At 68.3% G+C, this 21,724-nt stretch carries 1 protein-coding gene (running past one end of the window); it reads left to right on the plus strand.

All coding sequences use genetic code 11. The features are described from left to right. Window positions 1–21,724, plus strand: partial view of a non-ribosomal peptide synthase/polyketide synthase gene (locus OHB26_RS15225; protein ID WP_330184814.1) — the beginning only. 22,943 nt of this gene lie beyond the right edge of the window; the window shows 21,724 of its 44,667 coding nt (coding positions 1–21,724); it begins with the start codon at window positions 1–3; its stop codon lies off the right edge, out of view.

Here is a 21,724-nt window from a genome sequence, read left to right on the forward strand (position 1 = left end):
TTGGACCGGCTAGATTTCGGCGGCAACGGCGAAGCTGGCAGCGAAATCGCGCCGGGATCGGGCGAGGCTTTCCCGCTGTCGCCCGCTCAGCTGGGCATTTGGTACGCCCAGCATCTCGACCCGCAGGTGCCGATCAATATCGCGCAGTACGTCGAACTGCGCGGTGAGATCGACGTACCGCTGCTGGAGCAGGCCATGGTCGACGGCTCGCTGGAGGTGGGCTCCGGCTTCCTGCGCGTCATCGAGCGCAATGGCGAACCGCTGCAGATCATCGATACGTCGCTGGACCGCACGATCTACCAGATCGATGTCCGCGATGCCGACGATCCGCGCGCCGCCGCCCTGGAGTGGATGCGCGCCGATTACAGCCGCCCGCTCGATATCACCGCGGACCGCCTCATCCGTTCGGCCATGATCCGGCTGGGCGAGGACCACTACTACTGGTACGCCCGCGTGCACCACATCGTGCTCGACGGTTTCGGCGCCATGACGTACATGAGCCGCGTCGCCGAGATCTACACCGCACGCTTCAACGGCACCGAACCCGCGCCCTCCAAGGCCACCCCGCTGGCCACCCTGGTCGAGCAGGAGTTCGCCTACCGCGACAGCACCCGCTTCATCGCGGACAAGGCGCACTGGTCCGAGCGAGTCGCCGGTCTGGAAGAGGGGACGAGTCTGTCCGGGCGCAGCGCGCCGCCCTCGGCCATCAATACCATCGCCTCGGCCTCGCTCACCGATGATCAGACCGAACTGCTCGATACCGCGGTGGCGGTGCACGAATCCTCCCCGGCGGCAATGCTCATCGCCGGTTTCGCCGGATATCTGGCGCAGTGGACCGGCTCCGAGGATGTCATCCTCTCGCTGCCGGTGACCGCGCGTACCACCGCGATCATGCGCCGCTCCGGTGGCGCGGTGTCGAATATCGTGCCGCTGCGCCTGCGCGTCGGCCACGGCACCACCATTGCCGAGCTGCTCAAGCAGGTCACCGTCGAGGTGTCGGGCGCACTGCGGCATCAGCGGTACCGGCATGAGGACATTCGCCGCGACAGCGCCGGCGATGGCGTGGTGACCCGGGAGTTCTTCGGACCCTGGGTCAACATCATGCTGTTCCACAATGAGGTCACCCTCGGCCCGGTCACCGGTGAGTACAGCGTGCTCTCCACCGGTTCGGTCGAGGATCTGGGCATCAACTTCTACCAATCGGTGGCGGGTACCCGGAACCATATCGACTTCGAGACCAATCCGAACCTGTACTCGGAAACCGAGACGCACCAGCATCATTCGCGTTTCCTGGAGTTCTTCGACCGGTTCCTGTCCGCGGGCGCCGAACAGCGGGTGTGGGGACTGCCCATCACCACCGCGGCCGAGCGCACCCGCACGCTGGTGGAGTGGAATTCGGCGGGGCATACGGTCCCGACCACCACGCTGCCGGATCTGCTCGATGCCCAGATTCCGCTGACGCCGAACAATATCGCTCTCGAATTCGAGGGCGCGACGCTGACGTACGCCGAGTTCGGAGAGCGCGTCAACCGCCTGGCGCGGTTCCTCATCGCCGATGGTGTCGGCCCGGAATCGCTTGTCGCCCTTGGTATGCGGCGCTCGCTCGACCTCGTCGTCGGTATGCACGCGGTACTGCGCGCCGGTGGCGCGTACGTGCCGATCGATCCCGATCATCCGGCCGATCGCACCGCCTACATCCTCGAGTCCGCGGCACCGGTCTGTGTATTGACCACCGCGCGGGACGAACTCCAGCTCCCGGAGTCGGTGCGGCGCTTGGAGATCGACACCCTGGACGTCTCGGGTTTCGCGAATCAGCCTGTGACGGACGCGGATCGGATCGCCCCGCTGCGGCCGCTCAATACCGCCTACGTCATCTACACCTCGGGTTCGACGGGTCGCCCCAAGGGCGTGGCCGTCACCCACCACGCCATTGTCAATCAAGAACTCTGGATGCTCGACGAGTACGGGTTCACGGCCGACGATGTCTACCTGCAGAAGACCGCCACCACCTTCGACGTCTCGCTGTGGGGTTACTTCCTGCCGCTGATGGTGGGCGCGAAGATGATCATCGCGACCCCGGACGGGCATCGTGATCCGGTGTACGTCGCGGAGACCATTGCGCGCCACGGGGTCACGGTCACCGACTTCGTACCGTCCATGCTGACCGTATTCGTCTCGCATGCCAGTGCGGCACAGTGTGTTTCGCTGAAGACCGTCTTCGTCATCGGTGAGGCGCTGCCGCCCGAGACGGGTGCGAGCTTCCGTGCCCTGAGCAGTGCGGGTCTGCACAACCTGTACGGCCCCACCGAGGCCGCGGTCTCGGTGACGTACTGGGAGAACACCGATGCCGACACCACCACCGTGCCGATCGGTGTGCCGGAGTGGAATGTCGATGTCTACGTACTGGATTCGCGGCTGCGCCCGGCCGCCGTCGGCGCGCACGGTGAGCTCTACCTGGGCGGGCGTCAGCTCGCGCGGGGGTACAAGGGCCGCCCGGATCTGACCTCGGATCGCTTCGTCGCGAATCCGCTGTCGACCGCTGGCGAACGCATGTACCGCACCGGTGACCTGGTGCGCTGGAACACCTCCGGCGCGCTGGAGTACATCGGCCGTACCGACTTCCAGGTCAAGTTCCGCGGTCAGCGCATCGAGCTCGGTGAGATCGAGACCGATCTGCTCGCGCATCCGGCCGTCAGCCAGGCCGCCGTCCTGGTCATGGACACCGCCACCGGTCAGCAGTTGGTCGCGTACGTGGTGCCCATGCCAGGTCAGAGCATCGACCCGGCCGAGCTGACCCGCTTCGCCGCCGAGAAGCTGCCGACCTACATGGTCCCGGCCTCGATCATGGTGCTGGACGCCTTCCCGCTCAACACCTCCGGCAAGCTGGACCGTAAGGGTCTGCCCGAACCGGTGTTCAGCGTTGACGCCGCCGGATACCGCGCCCCGCGTACGGCCGCCGAGGAGATCGTGGCGGGCATCTTCGCCGATGTCCTCGGCCACGAGCGGGTCGGCATCGACGACAACTTCTTCGATCTGGGCGGTAACTCTCTCGTCGCCACCCAGGTGGTGGCCCGCATCTCGGCCGCGTTCTCCACCCGCCTGGGTGTGCGCGCGCTCTTCGAGACGCCGACCGTCGCGGGCATCGCCACCCGCATGGAGAACACCGCCCCGTCCGATGTCTCGCGGCCGCCGCTGGTGGCGCGCCCGCGCCCGGAGCGGGTGCCGCTCTCCCTTGCGCAGCAGCGCATGTGGTTCCTGAACCAGTTCGATCCGAACGTCCCGACCTACAACCTCCCGTTCGTGGTGCGGTTGCGCGGTGGCGTCGATATCGAGGCGCTGCAATCGGCGCTGCACGATGTGGTGGAGCGGCAGGAATCGCTGCGCACCGTCTTCCCCGAATCCGGGGACGGCGGCCTGCAGCAGGTGCTGCCCATGGCCGAGGTGGATCTCGGTATCGAGGTCCAGCGCATCGACGAAAACGAATTGTTCGCCGGTTTGGCCGAATTCGCCTCGCGCGGTTTCGATGTCTCGCGCGAGCTGCCGATTCGGGTGCGGGTCTTCCAGGTCGGTGAGGCGACCGCCGAATCGGCCGATTACGCCGTGGCGTTCGTGGTGCATCACATTGCCGCGGACGGTTTCTCGTTCGGTCCGCTCTCGCGCGATATGACCGCCGCCTACCTGGCGCGCGTGGCCGGACAGCAGCCCGCGTGGGCCCCGCTGCCGGTGCAGTACCAGGACTTCTCCCTCTGGCAGCGTGAGGTGCTGGGTTCGGAGTCCGATCCGGAGTCGATGGCCGCACGCCAGATCGACTACTGGCGTTCGTCTCTGGCGGGTCTGCCCGATCAGCTGGACCTGCCCGCGGATCGCCCGCGCCCGCCGGTACAGTCCTTCCGGGGTAACCGGGTCACCTTCGAGATCCCGGCCGAATTGCACACCAAGCTCGCGGGATTGGCTCGCGCGCAGGGTGTTTCGCTGTTCATGGTGATGCACTCCGCGCTCGCGGTGCTGCTGGCGCGCCTGTCCGGAACCTCCGATATCGCCATCGGCACCCCGGTCGCCGGTCGTGGTGAGCAGGCCCTGGACGATCTGATCGGCATGTTCGTCAACACCCTGGTGTTGCGCTCGGAAGTGCGTGGGGCCGAGAGCTTCACCGATTTCCTGGCCCGCACCCGGGAAGCGGATCTGGCGGCCTTCGCCAATACCGATGTGCCGTTCGAGCGCCTGGTCGAGGTCATCAACCCGACCCGTTCGCAGGCCCGGCATCCGCTGTTCCAGACCATGCTCTCCTTCCAGGAGATGTCGCACGGCTCCATGGAGCTGCCCGGACTCACCGTTTCGGCGGATGAGCTCGAGGTCGATATCGCCAAGTTCGACCTGCAGTGGACGCTGACCGAACAGCGCGGCATGCGGGGTCAGCCCGCCGGACTCTCGGTGGTGTTGTCCTACGCCACCGATCTGTTCGACGCCGAGACCGTCGCCGAGTTCGGGCACCGCTATGTGCGGGTGCTCGAAACCGCCGTCGCCGCACCGGAAACCGTCATCCGTGATATCGACGTCCTCAACGCGGACGAGCGTGCGCTGGTACTGGGCGACTGGAGCCGCAACGCGCACGCGCTGCCCGCCGCGCGGCGCTCCGCCTCCCCGCGCTTCGTGCTGGACCTCTTCGAGGAGCGGGTCCGCCTGCGCCCGCACGGCACCGCGCTGATCTTCGATCCGGGTGAGCGCAGCGGCAGTATGTTCGGCGCGGCCGCCGAACTCAGCTACGTCGACTTCTCCAGCCGGGTGAATCGGCTGGCGCGCAAGCTCATTGCCGAGGGTGTGGGTCCGGAGACGCTGGTCGCGGTCGGTATCCGCCGCTCCATCGACATGCTGGTGGCCATCTACGCCACCCTCACCGCCGGTGGCGGCTACGTTCCGGTCGATCCCGATCATCCGGCCGAGCGCACCGAATACGTGCTCGAGAGCTCGCGGCCGGTGGTCCTGCTCACCACCACCGATGACGCGGTCGAGACCGCCGACTGCACTGTGCTGCACCTGGATTCGCTGGATCTGAGCGAATTCGACGATGCTCCCGTCACCTCCGCCGATCGATCGGCGGAGGTGCGCCCGTCGAACACCGCGTACGTGCTGTACACCTCCGGTTCGACCGGTCGACCCAAGGGCGTCGCGGTCCCGCACAGCGCGGTCCTGAACCAGATCGCCTGGATCACAGCCGAATACGGTATCGACGACACCGATGTTATCCTGCAGAAGACCCCCGTCACCTTCGACGTGTCGGTGTGGGAGCTCTTCGGTTCCCTGGCCGTGGGCGCACAGCAGGTCATCGCGGCCCCGGACGGGCATCGCGATCCCATGTACCTGTCCGAGGTCATCGGCCGGCACCGGGTCACCATGACCTCGTTCGTGCCGTCCATGCTGAGCGTCTTCGCCTCCAGCGCCTCGGCGGCCGAATGCCTTTCCCTGCGTGCGGTTCTGGTCGCCGGTGAGGCGCTGCCGCCCGCCACGGTCACCGCGTTCCGGCGCTTCTCCACCGCGGCCGTGCACAACCTGTACGGCCCGACCGAGTTCACCGTGCACGCCACCTACGCGGCCATCGGCAACCCGACTCCGACCGCGGTGCCGATCGGCCGCCCGGTGTGGAATGCGCAGACCTACGTCCTGGACGAGGGCCTGCGCCCCGTCCCGGCCGGTGTCCCGGGTGAGCTGTACCTGGGTGGTGCGCAGGTCGCGCGCGGCTACTACGGCCGCCCAGATCTGAGCGCCGAACGCTTTGTCGCCGATCCCTTCGGAACCTCGGGTGCGCGCCTGTACCGCACCGGTGACCTGGTGCGCTGGAATGCCTCCGGCGCGCTGGAGTACATCGGCCGTACCGACTTCCAGGTCAAGTTCCGCGGTCAGCGCATCGAACTCGGTGAGATCGAAACCGCGCTGCTCGGGCATCCGTCGGTCAATCAGGCCGTGGTCCTGGTCATCGACACCGTCGCCGGTGATCAGCTGGTCGCCTACGTGGTGACCCGCGGCCCGGTCGATCTGGACAGCGTCAAGGCGCTGCTGCATCGCACGTTGCCGGCGTACATGGTGCCCTCGGCCTTCGTGGTGCTGGACGCCTTCCCGCTCAATGCCTCCGGCAAGCTGGATCGCCGCGCACTGCCCGCGCCGGTCTTCGAGGTGCGCGAATTCCGCGCTCCCACAACGCCTATCGAAGAGATCGTGGCGCAGATCTTCGGCGAGGTGCTGGGCATCGCCCGCGTCGGCGTCGATGACGACTTCTTCGAACTCGGCGGCAACTCGCTCATCGCCACCCAGGTCGCCACCCGCCTGGGTACCGCGCTCGATACCCGCGTACCGGTGCGCATGCTGTTCGAGGCCGCCACCGTCGCGGCCCTGGCGGCACGCGTCGAATCGCACGCCGGTGACGGTGCGCGCAAGGCCCTGGTCGCGCGTGAGCGGCCCAGTGAGATCCCGCTTTCCCTTGCGCAGCAGCGCATGTGGTTCCTGAACCGCTTCGACACCGCCTCCGCGGTGAATAACATCCCGGTCGCCATCCGACTCTCGGGCGAGCTGGATGTGGCCGCGCTCCAGGTCGCCGTCATCGACGTCATCGACCGGCATGAATCGCTGCGCACCGTCTTCCCGGAGACCGCGCACGGACCCGTCCAGCGGGTGCTGGACGCCGCGCAGATCGTGCCCGACCTGACCCCGGTGCCGGTCACCCAGGCCAATCTCGTCGACCACCTGGTCGAACTGGCGTCGATGGCCTTCGACGTCACCGATGAGGTGCCGATGCACGCGGCGCTCTTCGAACTCAGCGAGAGCGAGTTCGTGCTCGGCATGGTGGTGCATCACATCTCCGCGGACGGCTGGTCCATGGGACCGCTGGCCCGCGATGTCATGGTCGCCTATGCCGCCCGCACTTCGTGGGAGGCTCCGGCCTGGGCCGAGTTGCCCGTGCAGTACGCCGACTACGCGCTCTGGCAGCGTGAGGTGCTCGGCTCCGAGGATGATCCGAACTCGTTGATCGCCAAGCAGATTCGGTACTGGGCCGACACCCTGGCCGATCTGCCGGACGAGCTGGTGTTGCCTTCGGATCGCCCGCGTCCGCCCGCCGCCTCCTACCGGGGCGGCACCTATCCGTTCGCCATCTCCGCCGAGACGCAGCAGCGCCTGGTGGAGTTGGGCCGCCGGCACAATGCCTCGCTGTTCATGGTGCTGCACAGTGCCCTCGCGGTCCTGCTGGCCCGGCTCTCGGGCACCAGCGATATCGCCATCGGCACCCCGGTGCACGGTCGCGGTGAGGCCGCGCTGGACGACCTCATCGGCATGTTCGTCAATACCCTGGTGCTGCGCAGCGAGGTCGAGAGCGAGAAGACCTTCGCCGATCTGCTCGCCCAGGCTCGCGAGAGCGATCTGCACGCCTTCGCGCACGCCGATGTGCCGTTCGAACGCCTCGTGGAGGTGCTCAACCCGGCGCGCTCGCAGGCCCGGCATCCGCTGTTCCAGGTCATGCTGACCTTCCAGAACACCCGCCAGGCCAGTCTGGAGCTGCCCGGACTCTCGGTCAACGGCATCGACTACGACGCCCAGCTGGCCAAGTTCGATCTGCAATTGACCCTGCAGGAGGCGCAGGACGAGCACGGTGAGAACGCCGGTATGTCCGCCGAGTTCTCCTATGCGCGTGACCTTTTCGACGAGCCGACGGTCGCCGCGTTCGCGCGTCGACTGGATCTGATTCTGGCGGCCGTTGTCGCCGATCCGGAGCAGCCGATCGGCGATATCGATCTGCTGGTCGCCGGTGAGCGCGACCAGGTGCTGACCGGGTGGAACGACACCGCCTTCGATCTCGGCGATGCGTTGCCCAGTCTGCCCGAAGGCGCGGCGGCAACGCTGGTTTCGCTCTTCGAGGCACAGGCCCTGACCAGCCCCGACGCGACCGCGGTCGTTTTCGACGGGACAAGTCTGTCCTACGCCGAGTTCTCCGGACGGGTGCACCGCCTGGCCCGCAAGCTCATGGCGCAGGGTGTCGGCGCGGAATCGCTTGTGGCCCTGGCCATTCGCCGATCCATGGATCTCGTCGTCGCCATGTACGCGGTACTGGAGGCCGGTGGCGCGTACGTGCCGCTGGATCCGGATCAGCCGCTCGAGCGCATCGATTACGTCCTCGACACCGCGCGCCCGGTCGCCATTCTGACCACCGGTCGCGACGACTTCGTGACCGGTCGCAATGTGCCGGTGCTCGAGGTCGACACCCTCGACCTCGAGGGTTACTCGGCCGCGCCGATCACCGATTCCGAACGCGCACAGTCGATCCGGCCCGATCACACCGCGTATGTCATCTTCACCTCCGGTTCCACCGGTCGCCCCAAGGGCGTCGCGGTGGAGCACGGCGCGATCGTGAATCGTCTGTTGTGGATGCAGCACGAGTACCCGATCGATGCGAGTGACGCTGTGCTGCAGAAGACTCCGGCGACCTTCGACGTCTCGGTGTGGGAGTTCTTCTGGCCCTTGCAGACCGGTGCGCGTCTGGTGGTCGCCAAGCCGGATGGTCATCGTGATCCGGTGTATTTGGCGCAGGTCATCGCCGAAGAGGGCATTACGACAGCGCATTTCGTGCCGTCCATGCTCTCGGTCTTCGTCGCCACCCTCGGTAATGAAAAAGGTGACTCCACAGTCGCCGCGCCACGCCTGCGGCAGGTCTTCGCCTCCGGTGAGGCGCTGCCCGCGCCGACCGCGCAGAAGCTGCGCGAGCTCACCGGCGCACGGCTGCACAACCTCTACGGTCCGACCGAAGCCGCCGTCGATGTCACGTACCACGAGGTGGTGGACGCCGACACCGTCTTCGTGCCGATCGGCCGTCCGGTCTGGAACACCCAGACCTACGTCCTGGATGCCCGCTTGAACCCGGTCGCGCCGGGTGTCGCGGGTGAGCTCTACCTCGCGGGCGATCAGCTGGCCCGCGGCTACCTGGGCCGTCCGGATCTCTCCTCGGATCGCTTCGTGGCCAACCCCTTCGGTGCCGTCGGTGCGCGCATGTACCGCACCGGCGACCTGGTGAAGTGGACCGGCAGCGAAGCGCGGGGTGGCGGAGCGGAGATCGAGTACCTGGGCCGCACCGACTTCCAGGTCAAGCTGCGCGGTCTGCGTATCGAACTCGGCGAGATCGAGGCCGCGCTGCTGGCCGAGCCGGGTATCGCCCAGTCCGTCGTGGTGGTCCGCGCCGACGCGCACGCCGGTGATCAGCTGGTCGGCTATGTGGTGCGCGAGCCCGCCGCGGCAGGCCGCGAATCGGATGCCGCGGTCATCGATGTGGACGCGGTCAAGGCCGCCCTGGGGCGCTCGCTGCCCGGCTATATGGTTCCGGCCGCCATCGTGGTGCTGGACCACTTCCCGGTGAACGCCTCCGGCAAGCTGGATCGCCGGGCACTGCCCGCACCGGTCTTCGAGGCCAGGCGTTTCCGCGCGCCCGCCACCCCGATCGAGGAGATCACCGCCTCGATCTTCGCCGAACTGCTCGGCCTGGACCGGGTCGGCGTGGACGACGACTTCTTCGAACTCGGCGGCAACTCGCTGGTCGCCACCCAGGTCGTCGCCCGCCTCTCCGCAGCGCTCGATGCCGAGGTCGGCGTGCGCGTGCTGTTCGAGGCCCCGACCGTGGCGGCGCTGGCCGCGCGCGTGGAATCGCATGCCGGAACCGGTGTGCGCCAGGCGCTTACGGTGCGCACCCGGCCCGAGCATCCGCCGCTGTCGCTGGCGCAGCAGCGCATGTGGTTCCTGAACCGGTTCGACACCGATTCCGCGGCCAACAATATTCCGGCGGCCGTAAGGCTCACCGGTGCACTGGATCTCGCGGCACTGCGCGGGGCCGTCGCCGATGTGATGGCGCGGCACGAATCGCTGCGCACCATCTACCCGTCCTACGAGGGCGTCGCCTACCAGAAGGTGCTGCCCACCGCCCGTGCCATTCCGCAGCTCGAGGTGCTGGATGTGGCCGAGGGCGAGCTGTACGCCGCGGTCTACGACTTCGCCGGGCGCGGTTTCGATGTCACCGCCGAACCGCCGGTGCGGCTGCGCGCCTTCCGTCTGGCGCAGGACGACCACGTACTGGTGCTCGTCGCGCATCACATCGCCGCAGACGGCTTCTCGATGAATCCGCTGGTCCGCGATCTGATGACCGGCTACGTGGCGCGCAGCAACGGCGAGGCCCCCGGCTGGCCGGAGCTTCCGGTGCAGTACGCGGATTACGCACTGTGGCAGCGCGAAACCCTCGGCTCGGAAGACGATGCGCGCTCACTCATCACCGAGCAGCTGGAGTACTGGCGCAACACCCTGGGCGGGCTGCCGGACGAGCTGCGGCTGTCGAACAAGCCGCGCCCGGCCGTCGCCTCCTATGAGGCCGGTACGCATCGCTTCCAGGTGCCCGGGGAGCTCATCACCGGACTCCAGCGGGTCGCGCAGTCGCACGGCACCACGCTGTTCATGGTGGTGCACAGCGCCTTCGCCGCACTGCTGGCCCGGATGAGCGGCACCGATGACATCGCGGTCGGCATTCCGGTCGCGGGCCGCGGTGAGCAGGCCCTCGACGATCTCGTCGGCATGTTCGTCAACACCCTGGTGCTGCGCTCGCCCGTCGATACGAACGAGAGCTTCGCCGAACTGCTGAAGAAGGTGCGTGAGCGCGATCTCGCCGCCTTCGCGCACGCCGATGTGCCGTTCGAGCGCCTGGTGGATGTGCTGAACCCGGCGCGTTCGCAGGCCCGGCATCCGCTGTTCCAGGTCATGCTCTCGTTCCAGAACCTGGGGCGCACCGCGCTGGAGCTGCCGGGGCTGAGCGTGTCCGAGCTGGGTATCGACCAGCAGTCGGCCAAGTTCGATCTGCAGTTGACGCTGTCCGAGGTCATGGACGGCGGCGCGGCGGGCCGCACCGCGGATTCCGCGATGGACGCCGAACTCGTCTATGCCACAGATCTTTTCGACGGTGCGTTCGCCGAGGTCTTCGCCCAGCGCTTCGAGCGCATGCTCGCCGCGCTCGTCGCCGATCCGGCCATGCGGGTCGGCGATGTCGAACTGCTCGGCGAATGTGAGCGCCAGCGTGTGCTGCGCGGCTGGAACGACACCGCGTTCGAGCTGGACGCCGCCCTGCCGGAGGTCTCCGAAGGCGCCGCGGCGACGCTGGCCGCACTCTTCGAAGCCCAGGTGGCGCTGACCCCGGACGCGACCGCGGTCACCTTCGAAGGGACGAGTCTGTCCTACGCCGAGTTCGCCGCCCGCGTGCGGCGGCTCGCCCGCTGGCTCATCGCCGCGGGTGTGGGACCGGAATCCTTTGTGGCGCTGGGTATGCGCCGCTCCATCGACCTGGTGGCGGGGATGTACGCCGTCACCGTCGCCGGTGGCGCGTACGTCCCGCTGGATCCGGATCATCCGGCCGAGCGCACCCGGTACATCCTCGAGACCGCGCAACCGGTCTGTGTGCTGACCTCCGGTGACGAGCTCGAGGTTGACCTGGAAGGTGTTGCGGCACGCCAGGTTCGGATCGATCAGCTGGATCTGTCCGGCTTCGCGGACACCCCGCTCACCGATGCCGATCGACTGACCCCGCTGCGGCCGCGGAATACCGCGTACGTCATCTTCACCTCGGGTTCGACCGGCCGCCCCAAGGGTGTCGCGGTCTCGCACGCCGCCATCGTCAACCGCCTGGTCTGGATGCACGCGCAGTACGGCCTCGCCGCCGATGACGTGGTGCTGCAGAAGACCCCGGCCACCTTCGACGTCTCGGTGTGGGAGTTCTTCTGGCCCTTGCAGGTCGGCGCGCGCCTGGTGGTCGCCAAGCCCGATGGTCACCGCGATCCCGCCTATCTGGCCCGGCTCATCATCGATGAGCAGGTCACCACGGTGCACTTCGTGCCGTCCATGCTCGCGGTCTTCGTGGCCGAGCCCGGCGCCGCCGCATGCACCAGCCTGCGCAATGTCTTCGCCTCCGGCGAGGGATTGCCCGCGCCGACCGCGCAGCGCCTGCGCGCGCTGACCGGCGCGCGGCTGCACAATCTCTACGGCCCCACCGAGGCCGCGGTCGATGTGACCTATCACGAGGTCTCCGATGCCGACACCACCTCGGTGCCGATCGGCGCACCCGTCTTCAATACCCAGGTGTACGTGCTGGATTCGCGGCTGCGGCCGGTTCCGGTGGGTGTCGCGGGTGAGCTCTACCTCGCGGGTGATCAGCTCGCCACCGCCTATGTGGCGCGGCCGGATCTGACCTCGGATCGCTTCGTGGCCAACCCGTTCGGGGACGCCGCGCGCATGTACCGGACCGGCGACCTCGTGGTCTGGACCGGCAATGGTGAGCTGGAGTACCTGGGCCGCACCGACTTCCAGGTCAAGCTGCGTGGTCTGCGCATCGAACTCGGCGAGATCGAGGCGGCGCTCACCGCGCTGAACGCGGTCGCACAGGCGGTCGTCGTGGTACGCGGCGATGAGCGCACCGGCGATCAATTGGTCGCGTATGTTGTCGCGGCCGACGGTCATATCGACGTCGATGCCACGAAAGCGACTCTCGCCCAGCAGCTTCCGGCCTACATGGTCCCGGCGGCGGTCATGGTGCTGGACGCCTTCCCGCTCAACGCCTCCGGCAAGCTGGATCGCAAAGCGCTGCCAGCACCGGCCTTCGCGGCCAAGGAGTACCGCGCCCCGGCCACCCCGGTCGAGCAGACCGTGGCCGGTGTCTTCGCCGATGTGCTCGGCGGGGAACGCGTCGGGCTGGACGACGACTTCTTCGAGCTCGGCGGTAACTCGCTCATCGCCACCCAGGTGATCTCGCGCCTGTCCGCGGCGCTGGACGCCGATATCCCGCTGCGCACGCTGTTCGAGGCCACCACGGTGGCGGCGCTCGCGGCGCAACTGGAATCGCGTGTGGGCTCCGGAACCCGCGCGCCCCTGGTGGCGCAGGAGCGGCCCGCCCCCGTGGCGCTGCCGACCGGTGAGACCGCGGCGCTGGTGCCGCTGTCCCCGGCGCAGCAGCGCATGTGGTTCCTGAACCGCTTCGACAACCGCACCGCGGTGAACAACATCCCGGTGGCGCTGAAGCTCCGCTCCGTCGACCCGCGCTTCGGCGATATCGATATCGCCGCGTTCAACGCCGCCATCGGCGATGTGCTGGCCCGGCACGAGGCGCTGCGCACCATCTACCCGGAGATCGCCGGTGACGGCTTCCAGCGCGTACTGGAGCTGTCCGAGATCGACTTCGAGGTGCGCACCGAGACCGTCTCGGCGGCCCAATTGCCCACGCGCATCACCGAACTGGTGAGCGTCCACTTCGACGTCACCCGCGAACTGCCGTTCCGTGCCACCGTGCTCACCCTGAGCCCGGAGGCGGGCGGCCGGCACGCCGTCGTCGAGCCCACCCACGTGCTGGTACTGGTGCTGCACCACATCAGCGCGGACGGTTTCTCACTGCGTCCGCTGCTGCGCGACGTGGTCGGCGCGTACCTGGCCCGCAGCGGCGGGCAGGCTCCGGCCTGGACGCCGCTGCCGGTGCAGTACGCCGATTACGCGCTGTGGCAGCGCGAGGTGCTCGGCGATGAGGGGGCCGCGGACTCCATCGCGGCACAGCAGGTGCACTACTGGAGCGAACAGCTGCGCGATCTGCCCGAGCAGATCGAACTCCCCGCCGACCGGCCGCGCCCCGAGATCGCCACCAATGCCGGTGGCACCTACGACTTCTCGATCGACGCCGAGCTGCACCGCGCGCTCACCGCGCTCGCCCGCGAGCACGATGTCACGCTGTTCATGGTGCTGCACGCCGCACTGGCCACCTGGTCCGCGCGCCTGTCCCGCTCCATCGATATCGCCATCGGCACCCCGATCGCGGGTCGCGGTGCGGCCGCGCTCGACGATCTGGTCGGCATGTTCGTCAACACCCTGGTGTTGCGCACCCCGGTGCTGCCGGACGCGGCCTTCCGCGAGCTGCTCGCCCAGGTGCGGCGTACCGATCTGGCCGCTTTCGCACACGCCGACGTGCCGTTCGAGCGCCTGGTGGATGTGCTCAGCCCCGTGCGCTCGCAGGCGCACCACCCGCTGTTCCAGGTGGCGCTGACCTTCGAGGCCGCCGGAGCCAAGGACGCGGGCGCGGTCTCGCTCCCCGGCCTGGAGCTCGAAACCGTCGAATTCGACGCGGGCACAGCCAAATTCGATATCCAGCTGACCGTCGGCGAGCGCGCCGACGATTCGCTGAGCCTGTCCTGGAACTACGCCACCGACCTGTTCGATCCCGAGACCGTGGCCTCCTTCGCCGAGCGCCTGGTCCGCATTCTGCGCACCGTCGCCGACGACCCGTCGGTGCTGCTCGGCGATATCGATCTGCTCGGCGGCGTCGAACGGCATGAGGTCTCCGAACGCTGGGTCTCCGCGGGCGACGACATCGTGGAGCTCGCGGCAGCCGCGCGCGCCGCCGTGCTCACGTCACCGCAGCACGACGTCGACGCCGCCGAAAGCACTGCCTACCCGATGGATGACGCCGCGGCACCGGCCATCTCGGCCGCGGAGCTGGAGCGGGTGCTCGCGCCCGGCGGTGCGTTCGGCGCGGTGGCGGAGCTGTTCACCGATCCGGTGGCGGCGCTGTCGAGTCCGTTCGTGGCGGAGAACGCCACCCTGTCGAGCCTGTTCGATCGGGCCGTCGCGGCGAATTCGGAGCGGATCGCGGTGCGATTCGGCGATGACGAGCTGACCTACGGTGATCTGGATCGACGCTCGAATGTGGTGGCGCGCAGGCTGATCGAGGACGGCGCGGGGCCGGAGTCGCTGGTCGCGGTGCTGCTGCCGCGCTCGGTGGATCTGGTCGTGGCGCTGCTCGCGGTGATCAAGACCGGTGCGGGCTATGTGCCGGTCGATCCGACCTACCCGGCCGATCGCATCGCCTACGTGCTCTCCGATGCCGAGCCCACCAGCGTGGTCGTCGACTCGACCGTGACGGTGGAGCTGCCCGCCGGACTGCCGACGGTCTCGCTCGACGGGTACACCGTCGAGGCGGGCGATATCGAGGACGCGGACGATTCACCGATCACCGACGCGGATCGAATCGCGGCGCTGCGGCCCGATCATGTCGCGTACGTGATCTACACCTCCGGTTCGACCGGTCGCCCCAAGGGTGTGGCCGTTTCGCATCGGAATGTGGTGCGGCTCATGGCCAATACCGATCGTGAGTTCGGGTTCACCGCCGATGATGTGTGGACGCTGTTCCATTCGTACGCGTTCGATTTCTCGGTGTGGGAGCTGTGGGGTCCGCTGTTGTACGGCGGCACCCTGGTCGTGGTCGATTACTACGTGTCTCGTTCGCCCGAGCAGTTCCTGGAATTGCTGCGCCGTGAACGGGTGACGGTGCTGAATCAGACTCCGTCGGCGTTCTATCAGTTGGCCGAGGCCGAGCGTATCGCCGTGGCCGCGGGCGATGATCAGCCCCTGGCCTTGCGCTACGTGGTCTTCGGTGGTGAGGCCCTGGAGCTGCGTCGCCTGTCGGATTGGGTTGCCCGGCACGGTGATTCGTCGCCGTACCTGGTGAACATGTACGGCATCACCGAGACCACGGTGCATGTCTCGCACCGCGTGCTCGATGCCGACACCATCGCCGCCGCCACCGGTTCGGTGGTCGGTCGCGCCATCGCGGGTCTGCGCGTCTACGTCCTGGACGAGCGCCTGCATCCGGTCCCGGTCGGTGTCGCGGGTGAAATGTATGTGGCCGGTGCGCAATTGGCGCGCGGTTACCTCGGCCGCCCGGATCTGACCGCCGCTCGCTTCGTCGCCAGCCCGTTCGGCGCGAACGGTAGTCGTCTGTACCGCTCGGGTGACGTCGCGCGCTGGAATCGCTTCGGCGAACTCGAGTACCTGGGGCGCGCGGACGATCAGGTCAAGGTGCGCGGTTTCCGTATCGAGCTCGGTGAGATCGAGGCCGCCGTCCTGGCGCAGCCGGGCGTGGCCCAGGCCGCTGTGATCGTGCGCGAGGACATCCCGGGTGATCAGCGCATCGTCGCCTACGTCGTACCGGAGACCGGTATCGAGGCCACCGACGCCGAACTCCTGGAGATCCGCGACGGCGCGGGCGAACGCCTGCCGTCGTACATGGTCCCTGCCGCCCTGGTCGCCATGGATCGAATCCCGTTGACCGTCAACGGCAAGCTGGATCGCCGTGCGCTGCCCGCCCCGGCGGTGCAGGCGCGCGCCTTCCGCGCCTCCGAGACACCCACCCAGGAGACGGTCGCCGCCGTCTTCGCCGAAGTCCTGGACCTCCCGCGCGTCGGCCTGGACGACGATTTCTTCGATCTGGGCGGTAACTCGCTCATCGCCACCCGGGTGGTCTCGCGCATCGGTGCGGCCCTGGACACCACGGTCGCCGTGCGCACCCTGTTCGAGGCCAGCACGGTCGAGGCCCTCGCGGCCCGCATCGAATCGCATGCCGACGGTGCGTCGCGCGCCAAGCTGGTGGCGCGCCCGCGTACTCCTGGCGAGTTGGTGCCGCTGTCCTTCGCGCAGCAGCGCATGTGGTTCCTGAACCAGTACGACACCTCGTCGGCGGCTTACAACCTGCCGCTGGCGATCCGTCTCACCGGTGAACTCGATACCGCCGCACTGGAACTCGCGGTCGCCGATGTGGTGCGTCGCCACGAATCGCTGCGCACCCGCTACCCCGAGCATGGCGGCACGCCGATGCAGGTGGTCGTGCCCGCCGAGCAGATCGCTCTCGATCTGCGCCCGGTCACGGTCGCCGCCGCGGACCTCACCGCTACGGTGACGGCCTTCGCGACGCTGGGCTTCAATGTGGCGGACCAAGTTCCGTTGCGCGCCCGGCTGTTCCGAGTGACCGATGTGGATCCCGGCCGAAAGCATGCCGGGATGACGGGGGATGCCACCGCGCTCGCCGGGGACGCTGGCGCGCTTGCCGGTGGTGCTGTCGCGCCGGGGTCCGCGGGCGAGTACGTGCTCGTGGTCGTGGTGCATCACATCGCCGGTGACGGGTTCTCGATGGCGCCGCTGACTCGCGATGTGATGGTGGCCTATTCGGCGCGCACCCAGGGTGCGGTGCCGGGTTGGGCTCCGCTGGCGGTGCAGTACGCGGACTTCGCGATCTGGCAGCGGGCGGTGCTCGGGTCCGAGGAGGACTCGTCCTCGCTCATGGCCCGTCAGGTCGGCTACTGGACGCGGACCCTGGACGGGGTGCCGGACGAGTTGGCGCTGCCGACCGATCGCCCGCGCCCGGCGGTGGCCTCGCATCGTGGTGCGACGCTGCAGCGCACACTGGCTCCCGAACTCGTTGCCGCTCTGGAAGATGTTGCCCGGCAGCGTGGTTCGACGCTGTTCATGGTCATGCACTCGGCGCTCGCGGTGCTGCTGGCCCGGATGTCCGGCGGCGACGACATCGCCATCGGCACCCCGGTCGCCGGTCGTGGCGAGGCCGCCCTGGACGACCTGGTCGGCATGTTCGTCAACACCCTGGTGTTGCGCACCGGAATCGACCCGGCCGAATCCTTCTCGGATCTGCTGGATCGCGCCCGGCATACCGACCTCGACGCCTTCGGTAATGCCGATGTGCCGTTCGAGCGTCTGGTGGAGCTGCTCGCACCGGAGCGGTCGCAGGCACGGAACCCGCTGTTCCAGGTCGTGCTGGCCTTCCAGAACCTGGATCGCGCCACCCTGGAACTGCCGGGGCTGACCGTTTCGGCGCTGGACCTCGACGAGAACATCTCCCGGTTCGACCTGCAATTCACGCTGTCCGAACAGGACACGGGTGGGAGCAGGGCGGGGTCGGGCACGGCCATGGCGCTGGCGCTCACCTACGCGGTGGATCTCTTCGACGAGGCCACCGCCGACGGGTTCGCACAGCGCTGGCTGCGCGTGCTCGAGGCCATTGCCGCCGATCCGGAGATCGTCGTCGGGGCCATCGATATTCTCGACAAGTCCGAACGGACCGATCTCACCGCGCGCTTCGGTGCCCCGGCCATCCCGGGTCGCACCCTGCCGGAGCTGCTGGCCGAGGCCGTGGCTCGCGATCCGCAGGCCACCGCCGTCCGCTTCCAGGGGACAGGTCTGTCCTACGCCGATCTCGACGAGCGCTCGAATCGCCTGGCGCGCCTGCTCATCGAGCGCGGTATCGGCACCGAGAACCTGGTCGCCATCGCCGTCCCGCGCTCGGACGACTCCTACTTCGCCGAGTGGGCGGTCACCAAGACCGGTGCCGCCTTCGTCCCGGTCGACCCGAACTACCCGGCCGACCGCATCGCCCATATGGTCACCGATTCGGGTTCCCCGGTCGGCTTGACCGTGGCGTCGGTCCGTGCCGATCTGCCGGACTCGGTGGAGTGGCTGGTGCTGGACGAACTCGACCTGAAGTCGTTCTCCGCCAACGCCATTGCCGATGCTGACCGGGTGCGCCCGCTGCGCCCGGAGCATCCGGCGTACGTCATCTACACCTCCGGCTCCACCGGCGTCCCCAAGGGCGTCGTGGTCAGCCATGCCGGTCTGGCCAACTTCAGTGTCGAGCAGGTCGAGCGCTACGGCCTCGACTCCTCCTCGCGCGCACTGCATTTCGCCTCGCCGTCGTTCGACGCCGCCATGCTGGAGTTCCTGCTCGCCATCGGCGCGGGCGGCACCCTGGTGGTCGTCCCGCCGGGCGTCTACGGCGGTGAGGAGCTGTCGGAGCTGATCCGCTCCGAGGGCGTCACGCACGCGTTCATCACCCCGGCCGCGCTGGCCACCTTCGATCCGACCGGACTGGACACCTTGCGGGTGCTGTCCGCCGGTGGTGAGGCGGTCCCGGCCGATCTGGTCGCCAAGTGGGCGATTCCGTTGGCGGACGGCAGTATTCGCGCCTTCCACAATGGTTACGGTCCGACCGAGACCACCATTATGACCAATATCAGCGATCCGCTGGTCGCGGGCGATCCGGTCACCATCGGTGGCCCGACCCGCGGTATGCAATCGCTGATCCTGGACAACCGCCTGCGCCCCGTGCCGGTCGGTGTCGCGGGTGAGCTCTACCTGTCGGGCATTCAGCTGGCGCGCGGCTACCATGCGCGTCCGGGCCTGAGCGCGGACCGCTTCGTCGCCAACCCGTACGTCGCGGGTCAGCGCATGTACCGCACCGGCGACGTGGTGCGCTGGACCCCGAACGGTGCGGTCGAGTACGTCGGCCGCTCCGACTTCCAGGTCAAGGTGCGCGGTTTCCGTATCGAACTCGGTGAGATCGACGCCGCCCTGGCCTCGCACGAGAGTGTGGACTTCGCGGTCACCATCGGCCACAGGAACGCCGCGGGCGCGGTCTCGCTGGTGTCGTATGTGGTTGCCGCACCGGGTCATTCGATCGATATCGGCGCGGTCACCGCGCATGTCGAACAGCGTCTCCCGGCGTATATGGTGCCGTCCTCGGTGATGATCATCGACCGGGTCCCGTTGACGCCGGTCGGCAAACTGGACCGCAAGGCGCTGCCCGAACCGGTCTTCGCCACCGAGGTGGTGTTCCGTGCCGCGCGTAATACGCTGGAGCACACCATCTCCGAGGTCTTCGCCGAGGTGCTCGGCCTGGAGCGGGTCGGTATCGACGACTCCTTCTTCGCACTCGGCGGCGACTCCATCGTCTCCATTCAGTTGGTATCGCGGGCCAAGGCGCGCGGGGTCATCTTCAGCCCGCGTGACGTTTTCGAACAGCGCACCGTCTCGGGTCTGGCCGCGGTCGCCGAAACCTCCGACAGCCAGGGTGATTCGGCTCCGCGGTTGCTCGAACTGCCCGGTGGTGGCGTGGGCGTCATGCCGCTCACCCCGGTGGTGCGGTTCATGGTGGAGCGGCCCGGCTCCCTCGGGCGCTTCAACCAGACCATGGCCCTGGAACTTCCGGTCGGCATCGACCGCGCGGGTATCGCGGCCACCGTCGGCGCGGTCATCGACCGACACGACATGCTGCGGGCGCGTCTGCGCCGGGTGCCGGGCGCGGATTGGATCGTGGAGACCGCCGCGCCGGGCGCGGTCGATGTGGACACGCTCATCGACCGCACCGAATTCGATGCGCGCGTCGGCAAGGACGAGCTCATCGAAATCGCCTCCGCCGCACTGGATGCCACCCTCGACAAGCTCGACCCGACCGCGGGCGTCGTGGTGCGGTTCGTCTGGCTCGCACCGAGCGACGCCTCGCGCGCCGGTCGCCTCATCGTCGCCGCGCACCACCTCGTGGTGGACGGTGTGACCTGGCGAATCCTGGTGCCGGACTTCGTCACCGCCTGGGGCCGGATCTCGGCCGGACAGACCCCCGAACTGGTCGCCCCCGCGACCAGCATGCGCACCTGGGCGCACGCCCTCGAGCGCGAAGCCGCCACCGATGAGCGCCTGGCCGAACTCGACTTCTGGCGTGGCGTCGTCGACGGTCCGGATCCGCTGCTCACCGAGCGCGCGATGGATCCGGCCGTGGATATCACCGCCGTGGTCGAGAAGCACAGGGTCGAGATCTCGGCCGAGACCACCAAGTCGCTGCTCACCACCGTGCCCGCGCTGTTCCACGGCGGTGTCAATGACGGTCTGCTGACCGCGCTGGCGCTCGCCGTCGCGAAGTGGCGCTCGGACAAGGGGATTACCGCGGAGCAGGGCGGGCAGCACACGGCGCTCGTTCGCCTCGAAGGCCACGGTCGTGAGGAAGAGGTCGTGCCCGGCGCCGACCTGTCCCGCACGGTCGGCTGGTTCACCGCCATCTTCCCGGTCCGCTTCGACCTGTCCGATATCGATGTGGCGGCCGCGCTCGCGGGCGGTCCGGCCATGGGCCGCGCCATCAAGGCGGTCAAGGAGCAGCTGCTCGCGGTGCCGGACAAGGGCATCGGTTACGGCCTGCTGCGCTATCTGAATCAGGCCACCGCCGATCAGCTGCCCAAACAGCTGCCCGGCCAGGTCAGCTTCAACTACCTGGGCCGGGTCAACGAGGGCGATGTGCCCGAGGCGCTGCGCGGCTTCGGCTGGATTCCGGCCCCCGAGCTCGGCGATCTCGGCGGCGCCTATGACGCCGATATGCCCGCCATGGCCCCGATCGATATCAATGCCATCGTGGTCGGCGACAAGCTGACCGCCAATATCGGCTACCCGAGCACCCTGCTCGACGCCGCGGCGGTCGCCGAATTCGCCGCGGTATGGGTCGCCGCACTGGAAGCCGTTGCGCACCACGCGGAATCGGCACAGGCCGGTGGACACACCCCGTCCGACTTCGGCCTGGTCAAGGTCGCCCAGCGCGATATCGACGGCTGGGAACAGCGTTTCGGCGCGATCGACCAGGTGTGGCCGCTCTCGGCGCTGCAGTCCGGTCTGCTCTTCCACGCCCAGCTCGCCGCCACCTCGGTGGACGTGTACACCGCCCAGGCCGTGCTCACCCTGACCGGCCGCGTGGACGGCGATCGCCTGCGCGCCGCCGCCCAGGCGCTGCTGGACCGCCACGAAATCCTGCGCACCGCATACGTTTCCGATGCCAATGGGGTACCGGTGCAGGTGGTGCTGGACGGCGTGCACGTGGCCTGGGCCGCACACGACCTCACCGGTATCGCCGACGCCGACGCCCGGCAGGCCGCGGCGGAGCAGATCATCGCCGCCGACCGCATGACCCGGTTCGACCTGACCGCACCGCCGTTGATCCGCTACACGCTGGTGCGCACCGCCGCCGACCACTGGCAGCTGGCCGTGGCCAACCATCACATCCTGCTCGATGGCTGGTCCATGC

This window comes from Nocardia sp. NBC_01503 (assembly GCF_036327755.1).
Lineage (GTDB): Bacteria > Actinomycetota > Actinomycetes > Mycobacteriales > Mycobacteriaceae > Nocardia.